This is a genomic window from Streptomyces sp. NPDC002125 (genome assembly GCF_053593715.1).
On the sequence record NZ_JBSFDD010000025.1, the window covers coordinates 69,333 to 90,603 of the forward strand.

Annotated in this window: 18 protein-coding genes; 11 read left to right on the forward strand and 7 right to left on the reverse strand. The window is 71.1% G+C overall.

The features are described from left to right. The first annotated feature begins 97 nt into the window (after positions 1-97). From ACWCQM_RS31705 to ACWCQM_RS31715, 3 genes are all read left to right on the forward strand, one after another. Positions 98-1,996, forward strand: coding sequence for a hypothetical protein (locus ACWCQM_RS31705; RefSeq protein WP_450918512.1), 1,899 nt, complete (start codon positions 98-100; stop codon positions 1,994-1,996). 98 nt (positions 1,997-2,094) lie between these two features. Further along, positions 2,095-2,517 carry a hypothetical protein gene (locus ACWCQM_RS31710; RefSeq protein ID WP_450918513.1) on the forward strand — a complete coding sequence of 141 codons (423 nt, stop codon included), beginning with the start codon at positions 2,095-2,097 and terminating at the stop codon, positions 2,515-2,517. Further along, positions 2,514-3,632, forward strand: a complete 1,119-nt coding sequence (locus ACWCQM_RS31715; protein ID WP_450918514.1) for a glycoside hydrolase family 26 protein — start codon at positions 2,514-2,516, stop codon at positions 3,630-3,632. The genes ACWCQM_RS31710 and ACWCQM_RS31715 overlap by 4 nt, the downstream gene beginning before the upstream one ends. 19 nt (positions 3,633-3,651) lie before the next feature. Here ACWCQM_RS31715 and ACWCQM_RS31720 read toward each other — a convergent pair whose 3' ends face one another. The 3 genes from ACWCQM_RS31720 to ACWCQM_RS31730 all read right to left on the reverse strand — a co-directional run bounded on the left by ACWCQM_RS31720 (position 3,652) and on the right by ACWCQM_RS31730 (position 8,107). Continuing rightward, positions 3,652-5,772, reverse strand: a complete 2,121-nt coding sequence (locus ACWCQM_RS31720) for a lipopolysaccharide biosynthesis protein (protein ID WP_450918515.1) — start codon at positions 5,770-5,772, stop codon at positions 3,652-3,654. Beyond that, on the reverse strand, positions 5,765-6,913 hold the full coding sequence (locus ACWCQM_RS31725) for a DegT/DnrJ/EryC1/StrS family aminotransferase (protein WP_450918556.1): 1,149 nt from the start codon (positions 6,911-6,913) through the stop codon (positions 5,765-5,767). The genes ACWCQM_RS31720 and ACWCQM_RS31725 overlap by 8 nt, the downstream gene beginning before the upstream one ends. Positions 6,914-7,111: 198 nt before the next feature. Further along, a complete protein-coding gene (locus ACWCQM_RS31730) occupies positions 7,112-8,107 on the reverse strand; it encodes an RNA polymerase sigma factor SigF (RefSeq protein WP_450918516.1) in 996 nt (331 codons plus the stop codon). A gap of 295 nt (positions 8,108-8,402) precedes the next feature. Here ACWCQM_RS31730 and ACWCQM_RS31735 point away from each other — a divergent pair, with 295 nt between their 5' ends. Continuing rightward, a complete protein-coding gene (locus tag ACWCQM_RS31735) occupies positions 8,403-8,771 on the forward strand; it encodes an STAS domain-containing protein (RefSeq protein ID WP_450918517.1) in 369 nt (122 codons plus the stop codon). A gap of 200 nt (positions 8,772-8,971) precedes the next feature. Continuing rightward, a complete protein-coding gene (locus tag ACWCQM_RS31740) occupies positions 8,972-9,463 on the forward strand; it encodes an ATP-binding protein (protein ID WP_450918518.1) in 492 nt (163 codons plus the stop codon). A 90-nt stretch (positions 9,464-9,553) separates the two neighbouring features. Here ACWCQM_RS31740 and ACWCQM_RS31745 read toward each other — a convergent pair whose 3' ends face one another. After that, on the reverse strand, positions 9,554-11,044 hold the full coding sequence (locus ACWCQM_RS31745) for an oligopeptide:H+ symporter (RefSeq protein WP_450918519.1): 1,491 nt from the start codon (positions 11,042-11,044) through the stop codon (positions 9,554-9,556). A gap of 487 nt (positions 11,045-11,531) precedes the next feature. Between ACWCQM_RS31745 and ACWCQM_RS31750 the strand changes: the two genes are divergently transcribed. Next, a complete protein-coding gene (locus ACWCQM_RS31750) occupies positions 11,532-12,209 on the forward strand; it encodes a response regulator transcription factor (protein ID WP_031098784.1) in 678 nt (225 codons plus the stop codon). A gap of 15 nt (positions 12,210-12,224) precedes the next feature. Beyond that, positions 12,225-13,490 carry an ATP-binding protein gene (locus ACWCQM_RS31755; RefSeq protein ID WP_073753043.1) on the forward strand — a complete coding sequence of 422 codons (1,266 nt, stop codon included), beginning with the start codon at positions 12,225-12,227 and terminating at the stop codon, positions 13,488-13,490. Between the two features lie 24 nt (positions 13,491-13,514). On the opposite strand, the gene ACWCQM_RS31760 is transcribed toward ACWCQM_RS31755, so the two are convergent. Further along, positions 13,515-14,033 (reverse strand): GtrA family protein, encoded by a 519-nt coding sequence (locus ACWCQM_RS31760; protein ID WP_450918520.1) that lies wholly within the window; start codon positions 14,031-14,033, stop codon positions 13,515-13,517. Positions 14,034-14,175: 142 nt separating this feature from the next. Between ACWCQM_RS31760 and ACWCQM_RS31765 the strand changes: the two genes are divergently transcribed. Genes ACWCQM_RS31765 through ACWCQM_RS31775 form a run of 3 tightly spaced genes read left to right on the forward strand, consistent with a single transcriptional unit; the run spans position 14,176 to position 17,055 of the window. Further along, entirely contained in the window at positions 14,176-15,306 is a 1,131-nt protein-coding gene (locus ACWCQM_RS31765; protein WP_450918557.1) for a 5-(carboxyamino)imidazole ribonucleotide synthase, read from the forward strand. After that, the gene (gene purE / locus ACWCQM_RS31770; RefSeq protein WP_450918521.1) at positions 15,303-15,839 is read left to right on the forward strand and encodes a 5-(carboxyamino)imidazole ribonucleotide mutase; all 537 of its coding nucleotides are present in this window, start codon (positions 15,303-15,305) and stop codon (positions 15,837-15,839) included. Before ACWCQM_RS31765 ends, purE begins: the two co-directional genes overlap by 4 nt. Positions 15,840-15,846: 7 nt before the next feature. Beyond that, complete coding sequence (locus tag ACWCQM_RS31775; RefSeq protein WP_450918522.1) at positions 15,847-17,055, forward strand: dipeptidase; 1,209 nt, start codon at positions 15,847-15,849, stop codon at positions 17,053-17,055. 58 nt (positions 17,056-17,113) lie between these two features. On the opposite strand, the gene ACWCQM_RS31780 is transcribed toward ACWCQM_RS31775, so the two are convergent. Further along, positions 17,114-18,457, reverse strand: a complete 1,344-nt coding sequence (locus tag ACWCQM_RS31780; protein ID WP_450918523.1) for a UDP-glucose dehydrogenase family protein — start codon at positions 18,455-18,457, stop codon at positions 17,114-17,116. Between the two features lie 184 nt (positions 18,458-18,641). Between ACWCQM_RS31780 and ACWCQM_RS31785 the strand changes: the two genes are divergently transcribed. Continuing rightward, positions 18,642-19,799 (forward strand): acyl-CoA dehydrogenase, encoded by a 1,158-nt coding sequence (locus tag ACWCQM_RS31785; RefSeq protein ID WP_450918558.1) that lies wholly within the window; start codon positions 18,642-18,644, stop codon positions 19,797-19,799. A 135-nt stretch (positions 19,800-19,934) separates the two neighbouring features. Here ACWCQM_RS31785 and ACWCQM_RS31790 read toward each other — a convergent pair whose 3' ends face one another. Further along, a complete protein-coding gene (locus tag ACWCQM_RS31790) occupies positions 19,935-21,197 on the reverse strand; it encodes an LCP family protein (RefSeq protein WP_450918524.1) in 1,263 nt (420 codons plus the stop codon). Positions 21,198-21,271 lie beyond the last annotated feature (74 nt).

The following is a 21,271-nucleotide window of genomic DNA, read 5'->3' on the forward strand; positions in this document are numbered from 1 at the left end:
CGGCGAGAGCGCCACAAAGCCGAAGCACATTCCTATACTTCGCTTAAGGGGACAGCGGCGTGACGGCCGCGACCACATCCGTGGGGGGAGTCGCACCGTGCCACAGCATGTGCCCGTGCCGGTCAAGGGGGACGCCGGAGGGAGCGCCGGGCCGGTGCCCCCCGGCCGGCCGCCGGGCACCGCCCCCGGGAAGGCGGCCCGCCGCTTTCCCGGCGCGCCGGGGCCCCGGTCGCTGCTGACCTGGCTGCCGTTACTCCTGGCAGCCGGGCTCTGGACCCTCTCGCTGCCGCACATCGGATTCCGCTCGATGGGCGAGTACGGACTCCTGGACCGGCTGCCCCTCACCTACTACCTCTCCCTGCTCGTCCTGACCGCCGGCTTCCTGGCCAGCCTCCGCCGCGCGGGCACGGCACCGTGGTGGCCCGCGCTCCACTGCGCCGGTCTGCTGATGGCCCTCAAGGGCGTCCCGGCCGTGCTCTACGACTCCGAGCGCTACCCCTGGGCCTCCAAGCACGACGCCGTGATCAACCATCTGCTGGCCAACGGCGAACTGCGCCCCGGCGAGGGCCTGTCAGGCAACATGTCGGCGTACGACCAGTGGCCCGGCTTCTTCACGCTCAACGCCGGCCTCGTACGCGCCTCCGGTGCCGAGAGCGCCGCCGCCTATCTGAACTGGGCACCCATCGTCCTCGGCCTGCTGATGATGCCCGTCCTGGTCCTCCTCTACCGCACCTTCAGCGAGGACTGGCGGCTCGTCTGGACCGCTGTCTGGATCTTCCAGCTCGCCAACTGGGTGGGGCAGGACTACCTCGCCCCGCAGGGCCTCGCCTTCCTCCTCCATCTCGCCGTACTCACCGTGGTCGTACGGCACTTCGTGCGGCCCGGTTCGGCGGGGAGGCTGCGCTCGCGTGCGTATCTCGACCCGGCCGCAGCGGCGGTCCCGCCGCCCACCGGCACCCGGCAGCGCGCGGTGTGCGTGGTGGTCCTCGCCCCGCTCGTCCTCGCCGTGAACGCGGTGCACCAGCTGACCCCGGTGATGCTCTGCGTCACCCTGCTCGCCCTCTGCCTCACCCGCCGCTACCGCAACCCCGGGCTCCTCGCCGTGGCCGCGCTGCTCATGCTGGCCTGGGACCTCACCATGGGCCGCCCGCTGTTCATGGAGACCCTGGGCACCCTGCGGGACTCGCTCGGCCGGCTCACCCAGAACTCCCGCGCCGGATACGCGGGCGAGCTCACGGGGGCGGGACCCGAGCTCGCGGGACGGGCGAGCATCCTCATGGTGCTGGCCCTCGCCGCACTCGCCGGTACGGCCCTCCTGCTGCGCCGCCGCCTGGTGCACAGCTCCCTGCCGCTGCTGCTGGCCTCGCTCGCCCCCGTACCCCTGTTCGCCGTCAACGACTACGGCGGCGAAATGCTCTTCCGGGTCTATCTGTTCGCGCTCCCCGGCGCCGCGTTCCTCGCCGCCGCCGCGCTCGTGCCCGCAGCCGGGGGGCTCGGGGCGCACCGGGTGCGTCCCGCCGTTCGCAGGGTCTGCGCGATCGCGCTCCCGGTGGCGCTGATCGCGCTGACGACGGGCTTCATGCCGTCCTACTACGGCAAGGAGCGGATGAACTACACCCCGCCCGCGGAGACCGCGCTCGTCACCCGGACCCTCGACAGGGCCCCCGAAGGGTCACTGATCCTGGCCACCACGGGCTCCTTCCCGCAGGCGCTGCACCGCTACGACCAGCTCGAACACTGGTTCTTCGCCGAGCAGGAGCTGCCCGAGAACATCGAGGTGCTCAAGGACCCGGCGGGCTATCTGTCGGCCAGGCTGCCCGCGGGTACCACGGCCTACGTCATCCTCACGCGCACCCAGGACATCTACACCGCCGGAGAGGGGCTCCTGCCCCCCGGCGGCTTCGCCCGGCTGACCAGGGACCTCACCGCCTCTCCGCTGTTCCGCGTCGTGGAGCGCACCGGACACGGCGTGGTGCTCCGCTACGACAGCCCCTGAGGCCCGGCCGAACGGCAGAACCCGGAACAGCCCGACCGAACGGCAGAACCCGGAACAGCCCGGCCGAACGGCAGACCCCGGAACAGGAAGGCAGCGACGTGTCCCAGAACCGGCAACCGGCGTTCCCCGCCAGGCAGATCCGGACCAGAGTCGCCCTGGCGCTCTCCGGGTGGGTGGCGCTCGCCGCGACCGCGCTGCCGTCAGGAGCGCCCCTGCGCTGGGCACCGGTGCTCCTCTTCGTCTGCTTCGGTCCCGGGCTCGCCCTGCTGTATCCGCAGCCGGGCCCGCTCAGGCAGGGGGCCCGCCTCGAAGCGGCGGCGCTCGCCGCGCCGCTCGGGCTCTCCGTGGGCGTCCTCGCGGCCACCGCGCTCTTCCTCGTGGAGCGCTTCTCGGGAACGTCGTTCCTGGTGGTGCTCGCCGCGCTCACCACCCTCGCCGCCGCCCTCCCCGGGCTTCCGCTGCCCGCCGCCACCCGGGGCGCCGTCGAGCGGACCGGGGCGACACCCGTGAGGCGCCGATGACCCGCCACCGCACCCCGCGCACGTATCCGGTGCTCGCCCTGGTCGCCGTCGCCGCCCTGCTGACGGGCCTGCTCGCCTGGTTCGGCACCCCGTCGTCCGAGGAGGCGGACGGGCGGGTGCCCTCCGCGGGCGAGCTCCCCGCCGACGCCGCCACCGGCCCGGTCCCCGGCGGTACGTGCGCCCCGACGAAGACCCTGGTGCCCCCGTGCGGAGCCTGGTGGGGCGCCTATGTGCCGTACGCGGAGAACGGCTCGCTGAAGGACGCGGTGTACGCGTTCGAGAAGAAGATCGGCCGGAAGCTCGACCTCCTGTACACCTACCACGACATGTCGAACACGGAGCTCGACGGACAGCTCCTGACCCCCGACGAGCAGATTCTCGGCAGGGACCGGCTGCTGATGCTGGCCTGGGAGTCCACGGTCTGGCGCGAGCCCCACCACGCGAACTGGACGGAGGACCAGCTCGGCTGGGCGAGGATCGCGTCCGGGGAGTACGACCGCGAGATCATCGACCCGCAGGCGCGGCGCATCAAGGCGTACGGGAAGCGGGTGTTCTTCTCCTTCGACCAGGAGGTCGACGCCCGTGTCGGTGAGGCGGGCACACCTAAGGAGTACGTCGCCGCCTACCGCCACCTCCACGACCGCTTCGAGGAGCTCGGTGTGGACAACGTGGTGTGGGTGTGGACGGTGTCCGGCTACCTCGCGTCGGGGAAGCTCTTCGAGCGGCTCTACCCGGGCGACGACTACGTCGACTGGATCGGCATGGATCAGTACAACTACTTCACCTGCCACGACACCACGGACTGGAAGGGCTTCGACCGCAGCCAGCGGCCGACGTACGACTGGCTGCGCACCCACATCAGTGCCGAGAAGCCCCTGATGTTCGCCGAGTTCGCCACGGTGCCCGATCCGGCGGACGAGGACCGCCAGCGCGAGTGGTACGAGGCGATCCCGGAGGTGGCGCGGACCATGCCCGGGGCCAAGGCGCTGGTGCACTGGAACAGGGCGGTGCCGGGCGAGGGCTGCGACCTCACGGTCGACGACGGCCCCGGCCTGGAGGGCTACCGCACGGCCGGCCAGGACGACTGGTTCAGGCAGCCGGTCCCCGGCCGCTGAACGGGTCGGGACAGCTGGTTCAGGCAGCCGGTGCCCGGCCGCTGACCCACCCGCGCACCCCGTACACCACCGCCGTGGCCGCGAACAGCCCTGCGGAGACAGGCAGTCCGGCCGCGGCGAAGGCGTCCTGTGCCGCCCAGCCCGCGACCGCGAGCACCCACACCACGGACGCCGTGGCCCGCCGCTGCGCCCCCGCGGTCCGCAGCAGGACCGCGGCCAGCGCCAGGCAGAGCAGCTGGAGCGCGAAGGGCAGGACCCGCAGCACCCCGGCGGGGGAGTCGAGCCCCGCGGCCCCGGCGAGGAAGCCGGCGAGGGTCCCGTGCCACTCCCGCGAGGCGGCGGCCGGCCGGACGCCGAGGAGCGGCGGAGCGGAGTGCAGGGCGGCGACGGTCACCAGCAGGGCCGAGCCGAGCAGCGCCGGGCGGGGCCGGTGCAGGGCGACGGCCGCACTGTGGACGACGACCATGAGCACCCCGGCGGTCACGGTGACCGGCGGCAGCGCACCGACGAGCTCCGCACCGCTCAGCGGCCCCGCGCCGACGTCCGCCGCCCTTGCCAGCGGCACCCAAAACAGCGCGGCCGCGAGCCCGAGCAGCCCCCACAGCCACCGGGCAGCCACAGCGGACGCCAAGGGAGCGGGAGGCGCTGCGGGCCCGTGCACCGGCGGGCCGAAGGCGGGCGTCCCCGTGTCGTGGGCGCCCCGGAGAAACACCGTGCCGGAGGCCCGGTCCGCCCCGTACGCCTCGGCCCGCCGGTCCCGGCCCTGCGCCGCGAGCCTGGCCCAGCTCGTCCCGAACTCCTCGCCGCCCCGGGCCGGCCGCCGCGCGCCCCCCGGGGTCCGGCCGGTCAGCGCGGAGCGCAGGCCCAGCGCGGACACGGTCGCCACCGCCGTCATCGCGAGCAGCATCGCCCAGCCGGCCCCGGCGATCCCCAGCGGGCCGAGCAGCAGGGCCGCGCTCCCCAGCACCAGGACGCACATCGCGCCCTGGAGGACGGCCAGCGCACCGGTGCGGCCCTGCACCCGGAGCACTCCGATGTACAGCTCGACCAGGACCCGGGGGAGGGCGGCGGCGGCCAGGAGCCGCAGCACCAGGGTGCCGTGGGCCGCGTAGTCCGGGCCGAAGGGGGCGAGGATGTACGGGGCGAAGAGGACCAGGACGAGGACGACCGGGACGAGCAGGACCGCCATGCGCCGCAGCGCTCCCCGTACGCCCTCGGCCAGGCGGCCGGGGCTGTGCGAGGCGTGCGCCGTGAGGGAGGAGGCCATGTTGATGGCCATGAACTCCATGGTCCCGCCGACGGTGTAGGCGATGTAGAAGAAGCCGTTGTGAGCGGCGTCGAAGCGGACGGCGACCATCACGGGCAGCAGGTTGATCATTGCGAGGCTGAAGAGCGCGCCGACGGAGTCACCGGCCAGGAAGCGTCCGATCTCCCGCAGCCCGGGCGGTTCGCGGCCCCGGTCGGCAGCGGCCTGACGCGGGATCAGCCGGCGGAAGACCAGCCAGCCGAGCGGCAGTACGGACAGGGCGATGGCGGCGGCCCAGGAGACGAAGACCCCGAGGACGGGCAGGGCGGTCGCGAACGCGGCGAGGAGCAGCAGCTTGCCGAGGGAGAACACCGCGTTGCCGACGGGCACCCAGACGGCCTTGCGCAGCCCCGTCAGCACCCCGTCCTGGAGGGTCAGGACCGCCCAGGCGACGCAGGAGCCGGTGAAGACCAGCCCGGCGGAGAGCGTGCCGAGCGGCGCGTACGAGTCCCCCCACAGGTCCAGGGTGAGCAGGAAGACCACGCAGACGAGCGAGACGACGACGGAACTCGCGAGGTAGGTACGGGCGACGAGCGAACCGGTGGCGCGTCCGGCGCGGGGCACGTAGCGGACGACGGCGCCGATCATGGTGGTGGCGGTGACCGAGGCGAGGAGCCGCATCGCGGCGATGGCGGCGGAGCCCTGGCCGACGGCCTCCTCGGTGTAGTAGCGGGCGGCGACCAGCCAGAAGCCGAGTCCGAGGGCGGCGGAGACACCGGTGGAGAGCATCAGGGCGTAGGCGTTGCGGAACATCGAGTCGCCGCTCGCGCCCTCCGGTGCGGGCGCGGGGGCGGTCACGGTCTTCGGCGGGCCCGCTCTGGCGGTGTCAGCCACCGGGCAGCTCCCCCGCCGGCTCGGCGCCCGCCGCGTCCAGGACGCCGACGACGGTCCCGGCCCGCAGCGGGTCGACGGGCAGGGCGTGCCGGGCGAACCAGGCGGCGTTGCCGGGGGAGGGCGACGGGTCGGTGAAGGGCTCGCCCGCATAGGTGTCGAGCGGCGGGTCGTAGAGATAGCCGACGGTGATCCGGCGGCGGGCAAGGGCGGCGACGGCCGCGTCCCGGTCGGCCACCAGCAACGGCACCCGGAACAGCGGCTGCACGGGCGCGCCGGGGCGGACCGGGGCCGCCCAGCGGGTCGAGAGGAGCCGCTCGGTGCCCGTCCGGTGCGCGGCGAGCCGCTCGTCGATCCGGCCCAGCAGGCGCCCGACGCGGCGGGAGCGGAGCCGGCCGGGGGCGGTGCGGTAGTCGTGCATGTCGACGCGCACCCACGAGTGGAAGCCGGTCAGCGAGGGCGCGGTGCCGAGCGCGCCGCGCAGCTCGCCGGGTCTCAACGGCATCCGGATCTCCTCCCGTTCCGTGAGGCCGAGACGGCGCAGCGCCCACCACGCGGCGGGCGCCAGCCGCAGCCCGCGTACGGCCGATTCCGCGTACGGGCGTACGGCGTAGGCGAGTTCGGCGGTGAGCCGGGCCGGGTCGAGCAGCGCGTCCCGGGCCCGCTCCAGCGGTGCGCGCAGCGCCGGGTCGGCGACGGCGAGGAAGCCCCCGGACTTCGCGCCGACGTGCTTGGAGAGGCTGAAGACCGCCGCGTCCCCGAAGGTGCCGACCGGCCGCCCGTCCGACGTGCTCCCGATGGCGTGCGCGGCGTCCTCGATCAGCGCGATCCCGAGACGGTCGCAGCGCTCGCGCAGCCTGCCCGCCGGGTCGGGGTTGCCGTACAGATTGGTGGTGAGGACGGCCGAGAGGCCCTGCCAGAGGGATTCGGGCACGGCGTCCGGGGCGATCGAGCCGTCCGTCGCGGACAGGGGCGCCTGGACGGGCCGCAGCCCGGCGGCGAGCACGACGAAGAGGATGACGTCGTCGTTGACGGGGGACATGAGGATTCTGCCGCCCGGTTCGCACCAGTGACGGAGCGCCAGATAGAGGCCCAGCCGGCAGGACGGGACGTACAGGCACTCCCGGCCCAGCCGGGCGCCCATCGCCGATTCCGCCGCTCCCACCGCCGCCGGTACGCCACGGGCCGCCGGACCGCTCTGACCATGAGCCATGTGTTCCCCCCAGAACCATGCCCAATGTGGCCCAATGCGTGGCACTTCGTCAACAATGCGGAAGGACCCGCCCGTCGGCCTGGGCAGGTCCTTCCGCAATGGTGTTCCCGCGGTGTGCGGGAGGCTGGTTCACTCCTCGACGGTCAGGCCCTTCCTGAGCTTGACGAGGGTCCGGGAGAGCAGCCGGGACACGTGCATCTGCGAGATGCCGAGTTCCTCACCGATCTCCGACTGCGTCATGTTGGCCACGAACCGCAGGGAGAGGATGGTGCGGTCGCGCAGCGGCAGCGAGGCGATCAGCGGCTTGAGGGACTCGACGTACTCGATGCCTTCGAGGCCGTGGTCCTCGTAACCGATGCGGTCGGCGAGGGCGGCCTCCTGCCCGTCGCCGTGGTCGTCGGGCTTGGCGTCCAGCGAGCTCGCGGTGTACGCGTTGCTCGCGGCCATGCCCTCGACGACCTCGTCCCTGCTGAGGCCGAGGCGCTCGGCGAGTTCGTCGACGGTGGGCGCGCGATCCAGCTTCTGGGCCAGTTCGTCGCCCGCCTTGGCGAGGTCGAGCCGCAGTTCCTGGAGCCGGCGCGGGACACGCACCGACCAGCTGGTGTCGCGGAAGAAGCGCTTGATCTCGCCGATGATGGTGGGCATCGCGAAGGTCGGGAACTCCACGCCGCGGCTGAGCTCGAAGCGGTCGATCGCCTTGATCAGGCCGATGGTGCCGACCTGGACGATGTCCTCCATGGGCTCGCTGCGGGTGCGGAACCGGGACGCGGCGAACTTGACCAGCGCGAGGTTCAGTTCGACGAGGGTGTTGCGGACGTACGCGTACTCGTGGGTGCCCTCTTCGAGGGTTTCGAGCCGCGCGAAGAGCGTCTTCGACAGCGCCCTGGCGTCCAGTGCGCCGACTTCGGCGTAGTGCGGGATCTCCGGGAGGCCCTCGAGCCCCTCGAACCCCTCGGCCGGGAAGTCGTCGTCGGTGGCCGGGGCCGGGGCCGGGGCCGTGGTGGTGCGGGTGCTGGTGCGCGGGCCGGGTACGGCGCTCGCGGCAGCGGAGTCGGAATCGGTCGGTCCCTGAGGACATGCCGACGTCGCGATGTGGGTACGCGATACGTCGAGCCGGGGTGACATGGTTCTCCTCCATCGTTCTCGGCATATGGCTGCCGATGCCCATACGTGTTCCTGCGGTGAAGCGGCGCCTCCGAAGCCGATCGAGTTCCTGGTCGTGCTGTCTGTCCTTCCTACCCTTACCCGGTCCAAGCTGTGAGTTACAAGCGCCAAATACGCCTGTATGTCTGGTTTATGGAGTTCTTCGACTACCGTGTGGCGAGGGAAACGCGTAATGTTTTACGCACGTCGAGGGCAGCCACGATGGCAACCGCGCACACTGTGTGCGGACAGTGACGGACGGCGAAGAGGGACGGGCATGGACCGCGGTACGGTCGGCAGTGCGAACCGGGGTCGGCTACAGGTCGATGTCCGGGCCGAGGGCGACAGCGAGGTCGTGACGCCGGTGGGTGAGCTGGATCACCACACCGCCGATCTGCTGCGGGAGCCTCTGGAGAGCGCGCTCGAACAGGGGCGCACGCGCCTCGTGGTCGACTGCTCGCGCCTCGACTTCTGTGATTCCACCGGACTCAATGTGCTGCTCGGCGCGCGCCTGAAGGCGGAGGCCGCCGGGGGAGGGGTTCACTTGGCCGGAATGCAGCCCGTGGTGGCTCGCGTCTTCGAGATCACGGGGGCGGAGGCGGTTTTCACCGTCCACACCTCTCTCGAAGAGGCTCTCCGCAGCTGACAGCGGCGTTTCCCCTGCTCTTCCCGCCCCTGGTGTCCCTCTCGTCGCGCGAGTCACGCTCACGGCGTAGGCGAAGTGGGTGTTGTCACCATTCAGCCGGGCAGGAGAGACCCCGTCGGGGTCTTGGAACCCGCACACTCTGTATCTGATCAGTATCTGTTCGATGGCAACACACGGTGAATCGGTGAGGTGAAGCGCTGATGAGCACCACCCGGCAGCATCCGCCGGGCGGCCTCGGCCGCGAGCCGGACGGCACGGGCACCGCCTCTGTCGCGCCCGCTGACCGGCAGTGGCGCACGCTCTCGCTGAGACAGGCCACCGGCATCGTGCCGATGGCACGGGACTTCGCCAGGCAGGCGCTCCACGACTGGGGCTGGCTGCCCGCGTCCGGCGCCGACCGCAGAGCCGCCGCCGAGGACGTCCTGCTGGTCGTCTCCGAGCTCGTCACGAACGCGTGCCTGCACGCGGGCGGCCCCGAGGAGCTCCGTATCGGCTGCTCGCCCAAGATGCTCCGGGTCGAGGTCGTGGACGGCGGTGCGGGGCAGCCCGCGCCCCGCACCCCGCACCGCGCCGGGCGGCCCGGAGGGCACGGCATGTTCATCGTGCAGCGCCTCTGCCTGGACTGGGGCGTGACGCGTACGCCCGAGCAGCCGGGCAAGACCGTCTGGGCCGAGCTCGCCGCGCCGGCCTAGTCGCGTCCTGGACCGGCCGAAGCGTTCGTACGGCAGAGGGCCCCGCACCGAATCGGTGCGGGGCCCTCTGCCGTACGGCCGGGGTCCGTGTCAGCGCACGTCGCCCATGAGCGCCTTGACCTTGCCGCGGTACATGAAGACCGCGACACCGGCGGCGACCGCGAGGGCCGCCTGGAGGGCCACCACCCCGGTGCCGTTGAGCTCGACACCCGCGAGGGAGAGCAGGCCCGTGGTGCAGTCGCCCGCGGTGACCGCGAGGAACCAGACACCCATCATCTGGCTGGCGTACTTGGCCGGGGCCATCTTCGTGGTGACCGAGAGGCCGACCGGGGAGAGCGTCAGCTCACCGACGGTCTGCACGAAGTAGATCGCGACCAGCCACATCGCGGCGGCCTTGTGGCCGTCGCCCGCGATGGTCAGCGGCGCCAGGAAGAGGAAGAACGACGCGCCGACCAGCACCAGACCGGAGCTGAACTTCACGACCGTGCTCGGCTCCTTGCCCCGCCGGTTCAGCGCCATCCAGAAGGCGGCGAAGACCGGGGCCAGCGCCATGATCAGGACCGGGTTGACCGACTGGTACCAGGAGACCGGGAAGTCCCAGCCGAGGACCGAGTTCTCCGCGGAGGAGTCGGCGAAGATCGCCAGGGTCGAACCGCCCTGGTCGTAGATCATCCAGAAGATGGCGGCGGCCACGAAGAACCAGATGTAGCCGGACATCTTCTTCTGCTCGGTCTCGCTGAGCTCCTTGTCGCGCTTGATGCGCGCCAGGACCATCACCGGGATGACCAGGCCGGCGATCGTGATCGGGACGAGCAGCCAGTTCAGCGTGTAGACGCCGGTGACGACCGTGCCGATGTAGAAGACGGCCGCGATGCCGAGCCAGATCATCGACTTGCGCAGCGTGGAGGCGCGCTCGTCGGCGGAGAGCGGCTTCGGCACGACGAGGCTGCGCTCGTTGAGGTGCCGGGTGCCGAGCAGGAACTGGGCGACGCCGAGTCCCATGCCGAGGGCCGCCAGGGCGAAGCCCAGGTGCCAGTTCACGTTCTCGCCGACGGTGCCGATGATCAGCGGTGCGGCGAAAGCACCCATGTTGATGCCCATGTAGAAGATCGTGAAGCCACCGTCACGGCGCGGGTCGTCCGGGCCGTCGTAGAGGTGGCCGACCATCGTGGAGATGTTCGACTTCAGCAGGCCGGAGCCGATGGCGACGAGGCCGAGACCGGCGAAGAACGTGCCCTCGGAGGGCAGCGCCAGCGTCAGGTGGCCGAGCATGATCACGCCGCCCGCGATGGCGACGGTCTTGCGGGGGCCCCAGACGCGGTCGCCGAACCAGCCGCCGGGCATGGCGAGCAGGTACACCAGCGACAGGTAGACCGAGTAGATCGCCGTGGCCGTGGCGGGGTTCATGTGAAGCCCGTTGGGAGCGATCAGGTAGAGCGGGAGGAGGGCGCGCATGCCGTAGTAGCTGAAGCGCTCCCACATCTCCGTCATGAAGAGTGTGGCCAGGCCGCGGGGGTGGCCGAAGAAGGTCTTCTCCGAGCCGGCGGTGCCGGCGGAGTCCTTCGTCAGGCTGGACGCCATGGTCGATCCTTGCTGGTCGGGACGCGTCGCCTCGTGAGCGTGCGCGCCCGGTGGGGGGTAGCCGGCACCGGTGCGGAGGCATCCCACCCCCGACGCCTCGAGGGGATTCGATCCGGCCCCGCTCCGTTCGGAGACTCGGGGGGCGGAGTCGTGGGACCGACCGCTCCGGGATCCACGCCCGGTACGCGTCCTCGCGCTCCGGGCCCGGCCCACAGGTCATTCACTGGTCGGGCCGGCGGGAACCGGCCCGTACACAAAAGTGACCCCGGGCGCGAAACGCTGCCCAAAGGTCATTCGGATGTGCAACAGGCGTCGAGCAACCATACGACACGACAGAGGGGGATATGAAAGGACTTGAGAGATGGATCACAGGTTCGGGTGGAACCACGGTCCCATATTCAAAGGTGGATGACCGATTCTTCACCCTGTGCCGCAGGGCCTGTCGAGGGCTTCACCCCAGCGGTCCCGCGCGGACTACCATCACTCCATGACCCGTGTACTGCTCGCCGAGGACGACGCATCCATCTCGGAGCCACTGGCCCGCGCCCTGCGTCGGGAGGGTTACGAGGTCGAGGTCCGCGAGGACGGTCCGACCGCACTCGACGCCGGACTCCAGGGAGGCGTCGACCTGGTCGTGCTCGACCTGGGGCTGCCCGGCATGGACGGCCTGGAGGTCGCCAGGCGGCTGCGGGCCGACGGCCACGCGGTACCGATCCTGGTGCTGACCGCCAGGGCCGACGAGGTCGACACGGTGGTCGGGCTGGACGCGGGCGCCGACGACTACGTCACCAAGCCCTTCCGCCTGGCCGAGCTCCTGGCCCGGGTCCGCGCCCTGCTGCGCCGCGGTGCCACCGAGCCCGCCCCGCAGCCCGCGACGCACGGCGTCAGGATCGACGTCGAGTCCCACCGCGCCTGGATGGGCGACGAGGAACTCCAGCTCACCGCCAAGGAGTTCGACCTCCTGCGGGTCCTCGTCCGGGACGCCGGCCGGGTCGTCACCCGCGACCAGCTGATGCGCGAGGTCTGGGACACCACCTGGTGGTCCTCCACCAAGACCCTCGACATGCACATCTCCTGGCTCCGCAAGAAGCTCGGCGACGACGCGGCCAATCCGCGCTACATCGCGACCGTCCGGGGCGTCGGCTTCCGGTTCGAGAAGAGCTGACGTACAGAGACAGTCATGCGCCGCCGACTGATCAACTCCACGCTCGCCGTGGTGCTCGTCGTGATCGCCGTCTTCGGCGTCTCCCTCGTCATCGTCGAGACCCGCACCATCAGCAACAGCGCCCAGGAGAGCGTCGACGCCGAGGCCTTCCGGCTGATCAGCGTCGTCGAGAGCCGGCTGCTCGGCGCCGAGCGGATCACCCCCGACGTGCTCTCCGAGCAGGTCGACCCCACCCGCTACGCCCGTGTCGAGATCCCGGGACGGGCGCCCATCGAGGTCGGTGAGCGCCCCACCGACGGCGTCATCCGCAGCACCGAGACGGGCGAGCAGGGCGAGAAGGTCACCGTCGAGGAGTCCCGCTCCACCGTGACGCGCGAGGTCGGCAGGACTCTGCTGATCATCGGAGCCGTGGCGCTGCTCGCCATCGTCTCCGCCGTACTCCTCGCCGTACGCCAGGCCAACCGGCTGACCTCCCCGCTCACCGACCTCGCCGAGACCGCGGAGCGCCTCGGCTCCGGCGACCCGCGGCCCCGGCACAAGCGGTACGGGGTGACGGAGCTGGACCGGGTCGCCGATGTCCTGGACTCCTCCGCCGAGCGGATCGCCCGGATGCTGACCGCGGAACGGCGCCTGGCCGCCGACGCCTCGCACCAGCTGCGTACGCCGCTGACCGCGCTCTCCATGCGGATCGAGGAGATCTCCGTCACCGACGACCCGGACACGGTGAAGGAGGAGGCGAACATCGCGCTCACCCAGGTCGAGCGGCTCACGGACGTGGTGCAGCGGCTGCTGACCAATGCCCGTGACCCCCGCACCGGGTCCGCCGTCGTCTTCGACCTCGACGAGGTCGTCAAGCAGCAGATCGAGGAGTGGCGCCCGGCCTACCGCAGCGCGGGCCGCGCCGTCGTCTGCTCCGGCAAGCACGGGCTGGAGGCCGTCGGCACCCCCGGAGCCGTGGCACAGGTGCTCGCCGCGCTGATCGAGAACTCGCTGATGCACGGGGGCGGCACCGTGGCGCTGCGCACCCGGGTCACCGGCAACCAGGTCGTCGTCGAGGTCACGGACGAGGGGCCGGGCGTGCCCGCCGATCTCGGGGCGCGGATCTTCGAGCGGACCATCAGCGGCCGCAACTCCACCGGGATCGGCCTCGCCGTGGCCCGGGACCTGGCGGAGGCCGACGGCGGGCGGCTCGAACTGCTCCAGCAGCAGCCCCCGGTCTTCGCCCTCTTCCTCAGCCGGGTCGTCCCGAGCCGCAAGGAATCCGTACGCCCGGTGCGGTGAAGCACCCGAGCGGGACGCCGGGTGTCAGTGGGGCACCGGGCCGGGCGTCACCTCGTCGGAGGGCCGCCGCTGCTCCAGAAATCGTTCCGCGTCGAGCACGGCCTCCTTGGCGGGGAGCGCCCTGAACACCCAGGTGCGGTAGGACCAGAAGCGGAACAGGGTGGCGATCCCGATGCCGAGGATCTTGAAGACGTTGCTCTGGACGGGACTGTTCCAGCCGAAGCCGTACGTCGCCAGATAGAGGACGCCCGTCTCGATCACCGCTCCGACCGCACTGAACAGCAGGAACAGCATCAGCTCGCGGGTCCGGCCGGTCTTGTCGCGGTCCCGGTACGTCCAGTAGCGGAAGCCGACGTAGTTGAAGAGGATGGCGACGACCGTCCCCATCAGCCCGGCCCGCACCACCGGAATCTCCGTGGTGCGCCAGATCAGGTTGGAGACGGCGATGTTGACGACCAGCCCGAGTGCGCCGACCGCGCCGAACTTGGCGACCTCCCGTGCCAGCAGATCAAGCCGGGTCCGCAGTGCGCCCCGTTCGCTCATGGTGATCGCTCAGCCCCGTCCGGTCGGTTTCGTCAACGCGGCCATGCTAACCAGCCCTCCCGTGTGATGCCCGTGAGCCGGCAGGGCCGGGGACCTTCCGGCCGCCCGATACCCTGGAGTCGTGACGTTCCCTGTAGTCGGCATGGTCGGTGGCGGTCAGCTCGCCCGTATGACCCACGAGGCCGGCATCCCCCTCGGCCTGAAATTCAAGCTCCTCAGTGACACCCCCCAGGACTCGGCGGCCCAGGTGGTCGGCGAGGTCGTCGTAGGCGACTACCGCGACCTGGAGACACTGCGCGCCTTCGCCCGCGGCTGCGACGTGATCACCTTCGATCACGAGCACGTGCCCACCGAGCACCTGCGGGCCCTGGAGGCGGACGGCATTCCCGTACGCCCCGGCCCCGATGCCCTGGTGCACGCCCAGGACAAGGGCGTGATGCGTGCCAAGCTCACCGAGATCGGCGCGCCCTGCCCCCGCCACCGCATCGTGGCGGACCCGGCGGACGCGGCGGCCTTCGCCGAGGAGGTGGGAGGCTTCCCCGTCATCCTCAAGACGGTCCGCGGCGGCTACGACGGCAAGGGCGTGTGGGTGGTCCGCTCCGAGGCGGACGCCGCCGAGCCCTTCCGGGCCGGTGTCGCCGTCCTCGCGGAGGAGAAGGTCGACTTCACACGGGAGCTCGCGGCCAACATCGTCCGCTCGCCGCACGGCCAGGCCGTCGCGTACCCGGTCGTCGAGTCCATCCAGGTCGACGGGGTCTGCGACACCGTCATCGCCCCGGCCCCGGATCTCGACGAGAGCCTCGCGGGCGAGGCCCAGCAGCTGGCCCTGCGGATAGCCGATGAGCTGGGCGTGGTGGGCCATCTCGCGGTCGAGCTCTTCGAGACGCGCGGACCCGACGGGAAGCCCGGCATCCTCGTGAACGAGCTCGCGATGCGCCCGCACAACTCCGGGCACTGGACCCAGGACGGCGCGATCACCTCCCAGTTCGCCAACCATGTGCGTGCGGTCCTGGACCTCCCGCTCGGCGACCCGCGCCCCCGCGCCACCTGGACGGTCATGTGCAACGTCCTCGGCGGTGACTACCCGGACATGTACCAGGCGTATCTGCACTGCATGGCCCGGGACCCGCAGCTCAAGATCCACATGTACGGCAAGGACGTGAAGCCGGGCCGCAAGGTCGGGCACGTCAACACCTACGGCGACGATCTGGCGGACGTGCGGGAGCGCGCCCGGCACGCGGCCGACTACCTGCGAGGAACGATCACCGAATGACCGCACCTGGCTCCGCCCCCGTCGTCGGCATCGTGATGGGCTCGGACTCCGACTGGCCCGTCATGGAAGCGGCGGCCAAGGCCCTCGACGAGTTCGAGATCCCCTACGAGGTCGACGTCGTCTCCGCCCACCGCATGCCGCACGAGATGATCGCGTACGGCGAGAAGGCCGCGGACCGCGGTCTGAAGGCGATCATCGCCGGGGCGGGGGGCGCGGCCCACCTGCCCGGCATGCTGGCCTCCGTCACCCCGCTGCCCGTGATCGGCGTGCCGGTGCCGCTGAAGTACCTCGACGGCATGGACAGCCTCCTGTCCATCGTCCAGATGCCGGCCGGTGTCCCGGTCGCCACGGTCTCCGTCGGCGGCGCCCGCAACGCGGGCCTGCTCGCCGCCCGTATCCTCGCCGCCCACGACGGCGCGCTGCTGGAGCGGATGAAGGACTTCCAGCAGGAGCTCAAGGACCAGGCCACGGAGAAGGGCAAGCGACTGCGCGCCAAGACCCAGGGCGCGGACTCCTTCGGCTTCGGGAAGTAGGCGCCCCGTGTCCGAGCCCGACCGCCTGGACCGCGCCAGGCAGCTCCTCGCCGAGCACCCCGTCGTCGACGGCCACAACGACCTCCCCTGGGCCCTGCGCGAGCAGGTCGGCTACGACCTCGACGCCCGTGACATCGCCCTGGACCAGACCGGCACCCTGCACACCGACATCCCGCGGCTGCGGGCCGGCGGTGTGGGCGCCCAGTTCTGGTCCGTCTACGTGCCACCCCATCTGGCCGGCGACGACGCGGTGAGCGCCACGCTGGAGCAGATCGACGTGGTCGCCGAGATGCTGGACCGCTACCCGGACGACCTGCGGCGCGCGCTGACGGCCGACGACATGGAGAAGGCCCGCGCCGAGGGCCGTATCGCCTCCCTGATGGGGGCCGAGGGCGGCCACTCCATCAACAACTCGCTGGGCACCCTGCGCGCGCTGCACACCCTCGGCGTCCGCTACATGACGCTCACCCACAACGACAACACCGACTGGGCGGACTCGGCGACCGATTCCCCGCGCACCGGCGGCCTGTCGGAGTTCGGCCGCGAGGTCGTGCGCGAGATGAACCGCGTCGGGATGCTGGTCGACCTGTCCCACGTGGCGGCCACCACCATGCGCGACGCGCTCGCCACCTCCGTGGCGCCGGTGATCTTCTCGCACTCCTCGGCCCGCGCGGTCTGCGACCACCCGCGCAACATCCCCGACGACGTGCTGCGGATGCTCGCGGCCAACGGCGGAGTGGCCATGGCGACCTTCGTGCCGAAGTTCGTCCTGCCGGCGGCCGTCGAGTGGACGCTCGCCGCCGACCGCAACATGCGGGACCACGGCCTGCACCACCTGGACACCACCCCGGCCGCCATGCGGATCCACGCGGACTTCGAGGCGCTCAACCCGCGCCCGATGGCCACCGTGGCCACGATCGCCGACCATCTCGACCACATGCGCGAGATCGCAGGGATCGACCACATCGGCATCGGCGGCGACTACGACGGCACGGCGTTCCTCCCGCTGGAGCTGGAGGACGTGTCGGGCTACCCGTATCTGATCGCCGAGCTGCTCACGCGCGGCTGGTCGGAGACCGATCTGGCGAAGCTGACCTGGCAGAACGCCGTGCGGGTCCTCCGTGACGCGGAGGCGGTGGCCCGGGACCTGAGCGCCCGGGTCGGCCCGTCGCACGCGACGATCGACGAGCTGGACGGCGAGGACCGGGGGTACTGATCCCCGTACGACCCCTCAGGAAGGCGGCGGCCCGTGGTGGGGCCGCCGCCTTCGCGCGTCAGGCCTTCGGGCGGCCCATCGCGCGGTACGTCCATCCGGCCTCGCGCCACACCGCGGGGTCCAGCGCGTTGCGGCCGTCCAGGATGATCCGGCGGCCCACGGCCTCGCCGAGCGCGGCCACGTTCAGCTCCCGGAACTCCCGCCACTCCGTCAGGTGCAGCACCACGTCCGCACCGCGCACCGCCTCCAGCGCCGTGTCCGCGTAGCCGAGCGTCGGGAAGAGGCGGCGGGCGTTGTCCATGCCCTTGGGGTCGAAGACGGTGACCTGGCCTCCCTGGAGATGGATCTGCCCGGCGACGTTCAGGGCCGGCGAGTCGCGTACGTCGTCCGAGTCCGGCTTGAAGGTGGCGCCGAGCACCGCGACGCGGGTGCCGAGGAACGAGCCCCCGCCCACGGCCTCGCGGGCCAGCTCCACCATGTGGCCCCGTCGGCGCATGTTGATGGAGTCGACCTCCCGCAGGAAGGTCAGCGCCTGGTCGGCGCCCAGCTCACCGGCGCGCGCCATGAAGGCCCTGATGTCCTTGGGCAGACAGCCCCCGCCGAAGCCGATCCCGGCCCGCAGGAACTTGCTTCCGATGCGCTCGTCGTGGCCGATCGCCTCGGCGAGCTTCACCACGTCGCCGTCGGCGGCCTCGCAGACCTCCGCCATGGCGTTGATGAAGGAGATCTTGGTGGCCAGGAAGGAGTTCGCCGAGGTCTTCACCAGTTCGGCGGTCGGGAAGTCCGTCACCACGAAGGGCGAGTCCTCGGCGATCGGCCCCGCGTACACCTCGCGCAGCAGCTTCTCGGCCCGCTCGCTCTCGACGCCGACCACGATCCGGTCCGGGTGGAGCGTGTCCTTCACCGCGAAGCCCTCGCGCAGGAACTCCGGGTTCCAGGCCAGCTCCGCGTCCGCACCCACCGGCGCCAGCTCGGCCAGCCGCTTCGCCAGCCGGGCGGCGGAGCCCACCGGGACGGTGGACTTGCCCACGACCAGGGCGGGCCGGGTCAGCTGCGGGGCGAGCGACTCGAAGGCGCTGTCCACGTAGCTCATGTCGCAGGCGTACTCGCCGTGCTTCTGGGGAGTGTTCACACAGACGAAGTGCACATCGCCGAAGGCGCCGATCTCCTCCCAGGAGGTGGTGAACCGCAGCCGCCCCGTGGACCCCTCGATGCCCGCGACGTGCTTCTGGAGGATCTCCTCCAGCCCCGGCTCGTACATCGGCACCCTGCCCGCCGACAGCATCTCGATCTTCTCGGGCACGACATCCAGCCCGAGGACTTCGAAGCCCAGCTCCGCCATGGCCGCGGCATGGGTGGCGCCGAGGTAGCCGGTGCCGATCACAGTGATCCTGAGGGCCATGGGTGCTCCTGAACGATGCGGACAGACGTGCGGAGCCGAGCATAACCGTGCGTGCGGAACGCCGTTTTCCGGCCGTCGGAGGGCTGTCGGCAAGCTCACGTGCCGTGCCCGTATGCCTTCGCGCTGCGAGGCCACTAAAATTGGGTTACTTAACGGTAGTTAGCATCCTTGGGGAGTGAACGTCTTGGCGGGTTCGACCGATTTCGACCTGTACCGTCCGGCCGAGGAGCACGACATGCTCCGCGAGACGATCCGCTCGCTCGCCGAGGCGAAGATCGCCCCGCACGCCGCCGAGGTGGACGAGGAGGGGCGCTTCCCGAGGGAGGCCCTGGAAGCTCTCGTCGCCTCCGACCTGCACGCGGTCCACGTCCCGGAGGAGTACGGCGGCGCGGGCGCCGACGCGCTCGCCACCGTCATCGTGATCGAGGAGGTGGCCCGCGTCTGCGGCTCGTCCTCCCTCATCCCGGCCGTGAACAAGCTGGGCTCGCTCCCGGTGATCCTCTCCGGCTCCGAGGACCTCAAGAAGAAGTACCTGGGCCCGCTCGCCAAGGGCGACGCGATGTTCTCGTACGCCCTCTCCGAGCCGGACGCCGGCTCCGACGCGGCCGGCATGAAGACCAAGGCCGTCCGCGACGGCGACTTCTGGGTCCTCAACGGCGTGAAGCGCTGGATCACCAACGCGGGCGAGTCCGAGTACTACACGGTGATGGCCGTCACCGACCCGGAGAAGCGCTCCAAGGGCATCTCCGCGTTCGTCGTCGAGAAGTCCGACGAGGGCGTCTCCTTCGGTGCCCCGGAGAAGAAGCTCGGCATCAAGGGCTCCCCGACGCGCGAGGTCTACCTCGACAACGTCCGTATCCCCGCCGACCGCATGATCGGCGAGGAGGGCACCGGCTTCGCCACGGCGATGAAGACCCTGGACCACACCCGTATCACGATCGCGGCCCAGGCCATCGGCATCGCCCAGGGCGCCCTCGACTACGCCAAGGGCTACGTCCAGGAGCGCAAGCAGTTCGGCAAGCCGATCGGCGACTTCCAGGGCGTCCAGTTCATGCTCGCCGACATGGCCATGAAGCTGGAGGCGGCCCGCCAGCTCACCTACGCGGCAGCGGCCAAGTCCGAGCGCCTCGACGGCGACCTGACCTTCTTCGGCGCCGCGGCCAAGTGCTTCGCCTCCGACGTCGCGATGGAGGTCACCACGGACGCGGTCCAGCTGCTCGGCGGCTACGGCTACACCCGTGACTACCCGGTGGAGCGCATGATGCGCGACGCCAAGATCACCCAGATCTACGAGGGCACCAACCAGGTCCAGCGCATCGTCATGGCCCGCAACCTGCCGTGAGCGCGGCCTTGGCGCCCGCGCCCTGAGCGCGCCCTGAGCGCGTCGTGTGCGCCAGGTGCGTCGCGTGCGTCATGTGCGTCACGAAGGAAGCCCCCGCCGAGGCGGGGGCTTCCTTCGTCGTGCCGCGGCCGGGGGTCAGCTGCCCTTGACCGTGACCTTCTCGTCGTTCTTCAGCTGCTCGACGAGCTGCTTGACCTTGTCCTTGTCCCAGACGAGGTTGCCGTTCACGCTCTGGCCCGAGAGCGGGATGTTCATCGACGTACCCTCGCCGCCGGTGACGCCCTTCATGGCGAAGAACATGTTGCCGAGCGACCAGAGCGACATGTCCTTGTCCACGATCAGGGTGTCCAGGCCCGCGCCCATCGTCGGGTACAGCTTGAACGGGTTGAGGATCGTCGACGGGGTCGCCGTCTGGGAGGCCAGCGCCGCGAGGAACTTCTGCTGGTTCTTCGTGCGGTCCAGGTCGCTGCCCGCGAAGGCGTAGCGGGTGCGGACGAAGGCGAGGGACTGCTCGCCGTTCAGCGTCTGCTTGCCGGCCTGGAAGTCGGCGCCGGACTTCTTGTCCTTGAAGGCCTTGGGGATGTCCAGCTCGACGCCGCCGATGGCGTCCACGATCTTGGCGAAGCCGCCGAAGCCGATCTCGACGTAGTGGTCGATGCGCAGCCCGGTGTTGAATTCCACCGTGCGCACGAGCAGTTCGGGGCCGTCCTCGGCGTACGCGGCGTTCAGCTTCACCTGGCGGCCGGTGCCCTCGAACATCTTGCCGGACTCGGATCCCTTGAAGGACGGGATCTCGACGTTCGAGTCGCGGGGCAGGGAGATCAGCGTCGGGCCGTTGGAGCCGTCGTGCAGGATCATCATCGAGTCGGTCCGCTTGCCCTCGGCGGAGCCGGTGTGCAGCTTCTTCTTGTCCTCGGCCGTCATGCCCTCGCGGCTGTCGGAGCCGACGATCAGGTAGTTCGTGCCGTCGCCCTCGGAGGGGCGGTCGATGACCTTGGAGAGGTCGACGTCGCGCTTGAGCTTTCCGTCGGCCCAGAAGTACGTGCCGATGGAGACGGCGAGGACCACGACGACCAGCGTCAGCGCGCCGACCTTGATCCGCCGGCCCCAGTTCGGGGCGGCGCGGGGCTGGACGTAGCCGCTGTCACCGCCACGGCCGCCGCCACCGTGGCCGCCGCCGTAGACCTGTCCCGTGTTGTAGCCGCTGTCGTAACCGGAGCCGTCGTCGTACCCCTGACCCTGCTGCTGCTGCGGCGGGATGCGGGGCGGGGACTGCGGCGGCGCGGGGCGCCGGCGGACGTGCGGCATGGCGCGGGCGCTCTCGGGCTGCGGGCTCGCGCTGCCTCGCCCGTAGCGCTCGCCGGGTCCGCCGTTCCGTCCTTCGGGCCAATCGCTCATGCCGAACAGTGTGCCGTCTCGACCTGTGCCTCTTACAGGGTGTACGGGAGATCGGGTCAGGGCTGTTGCGAAGC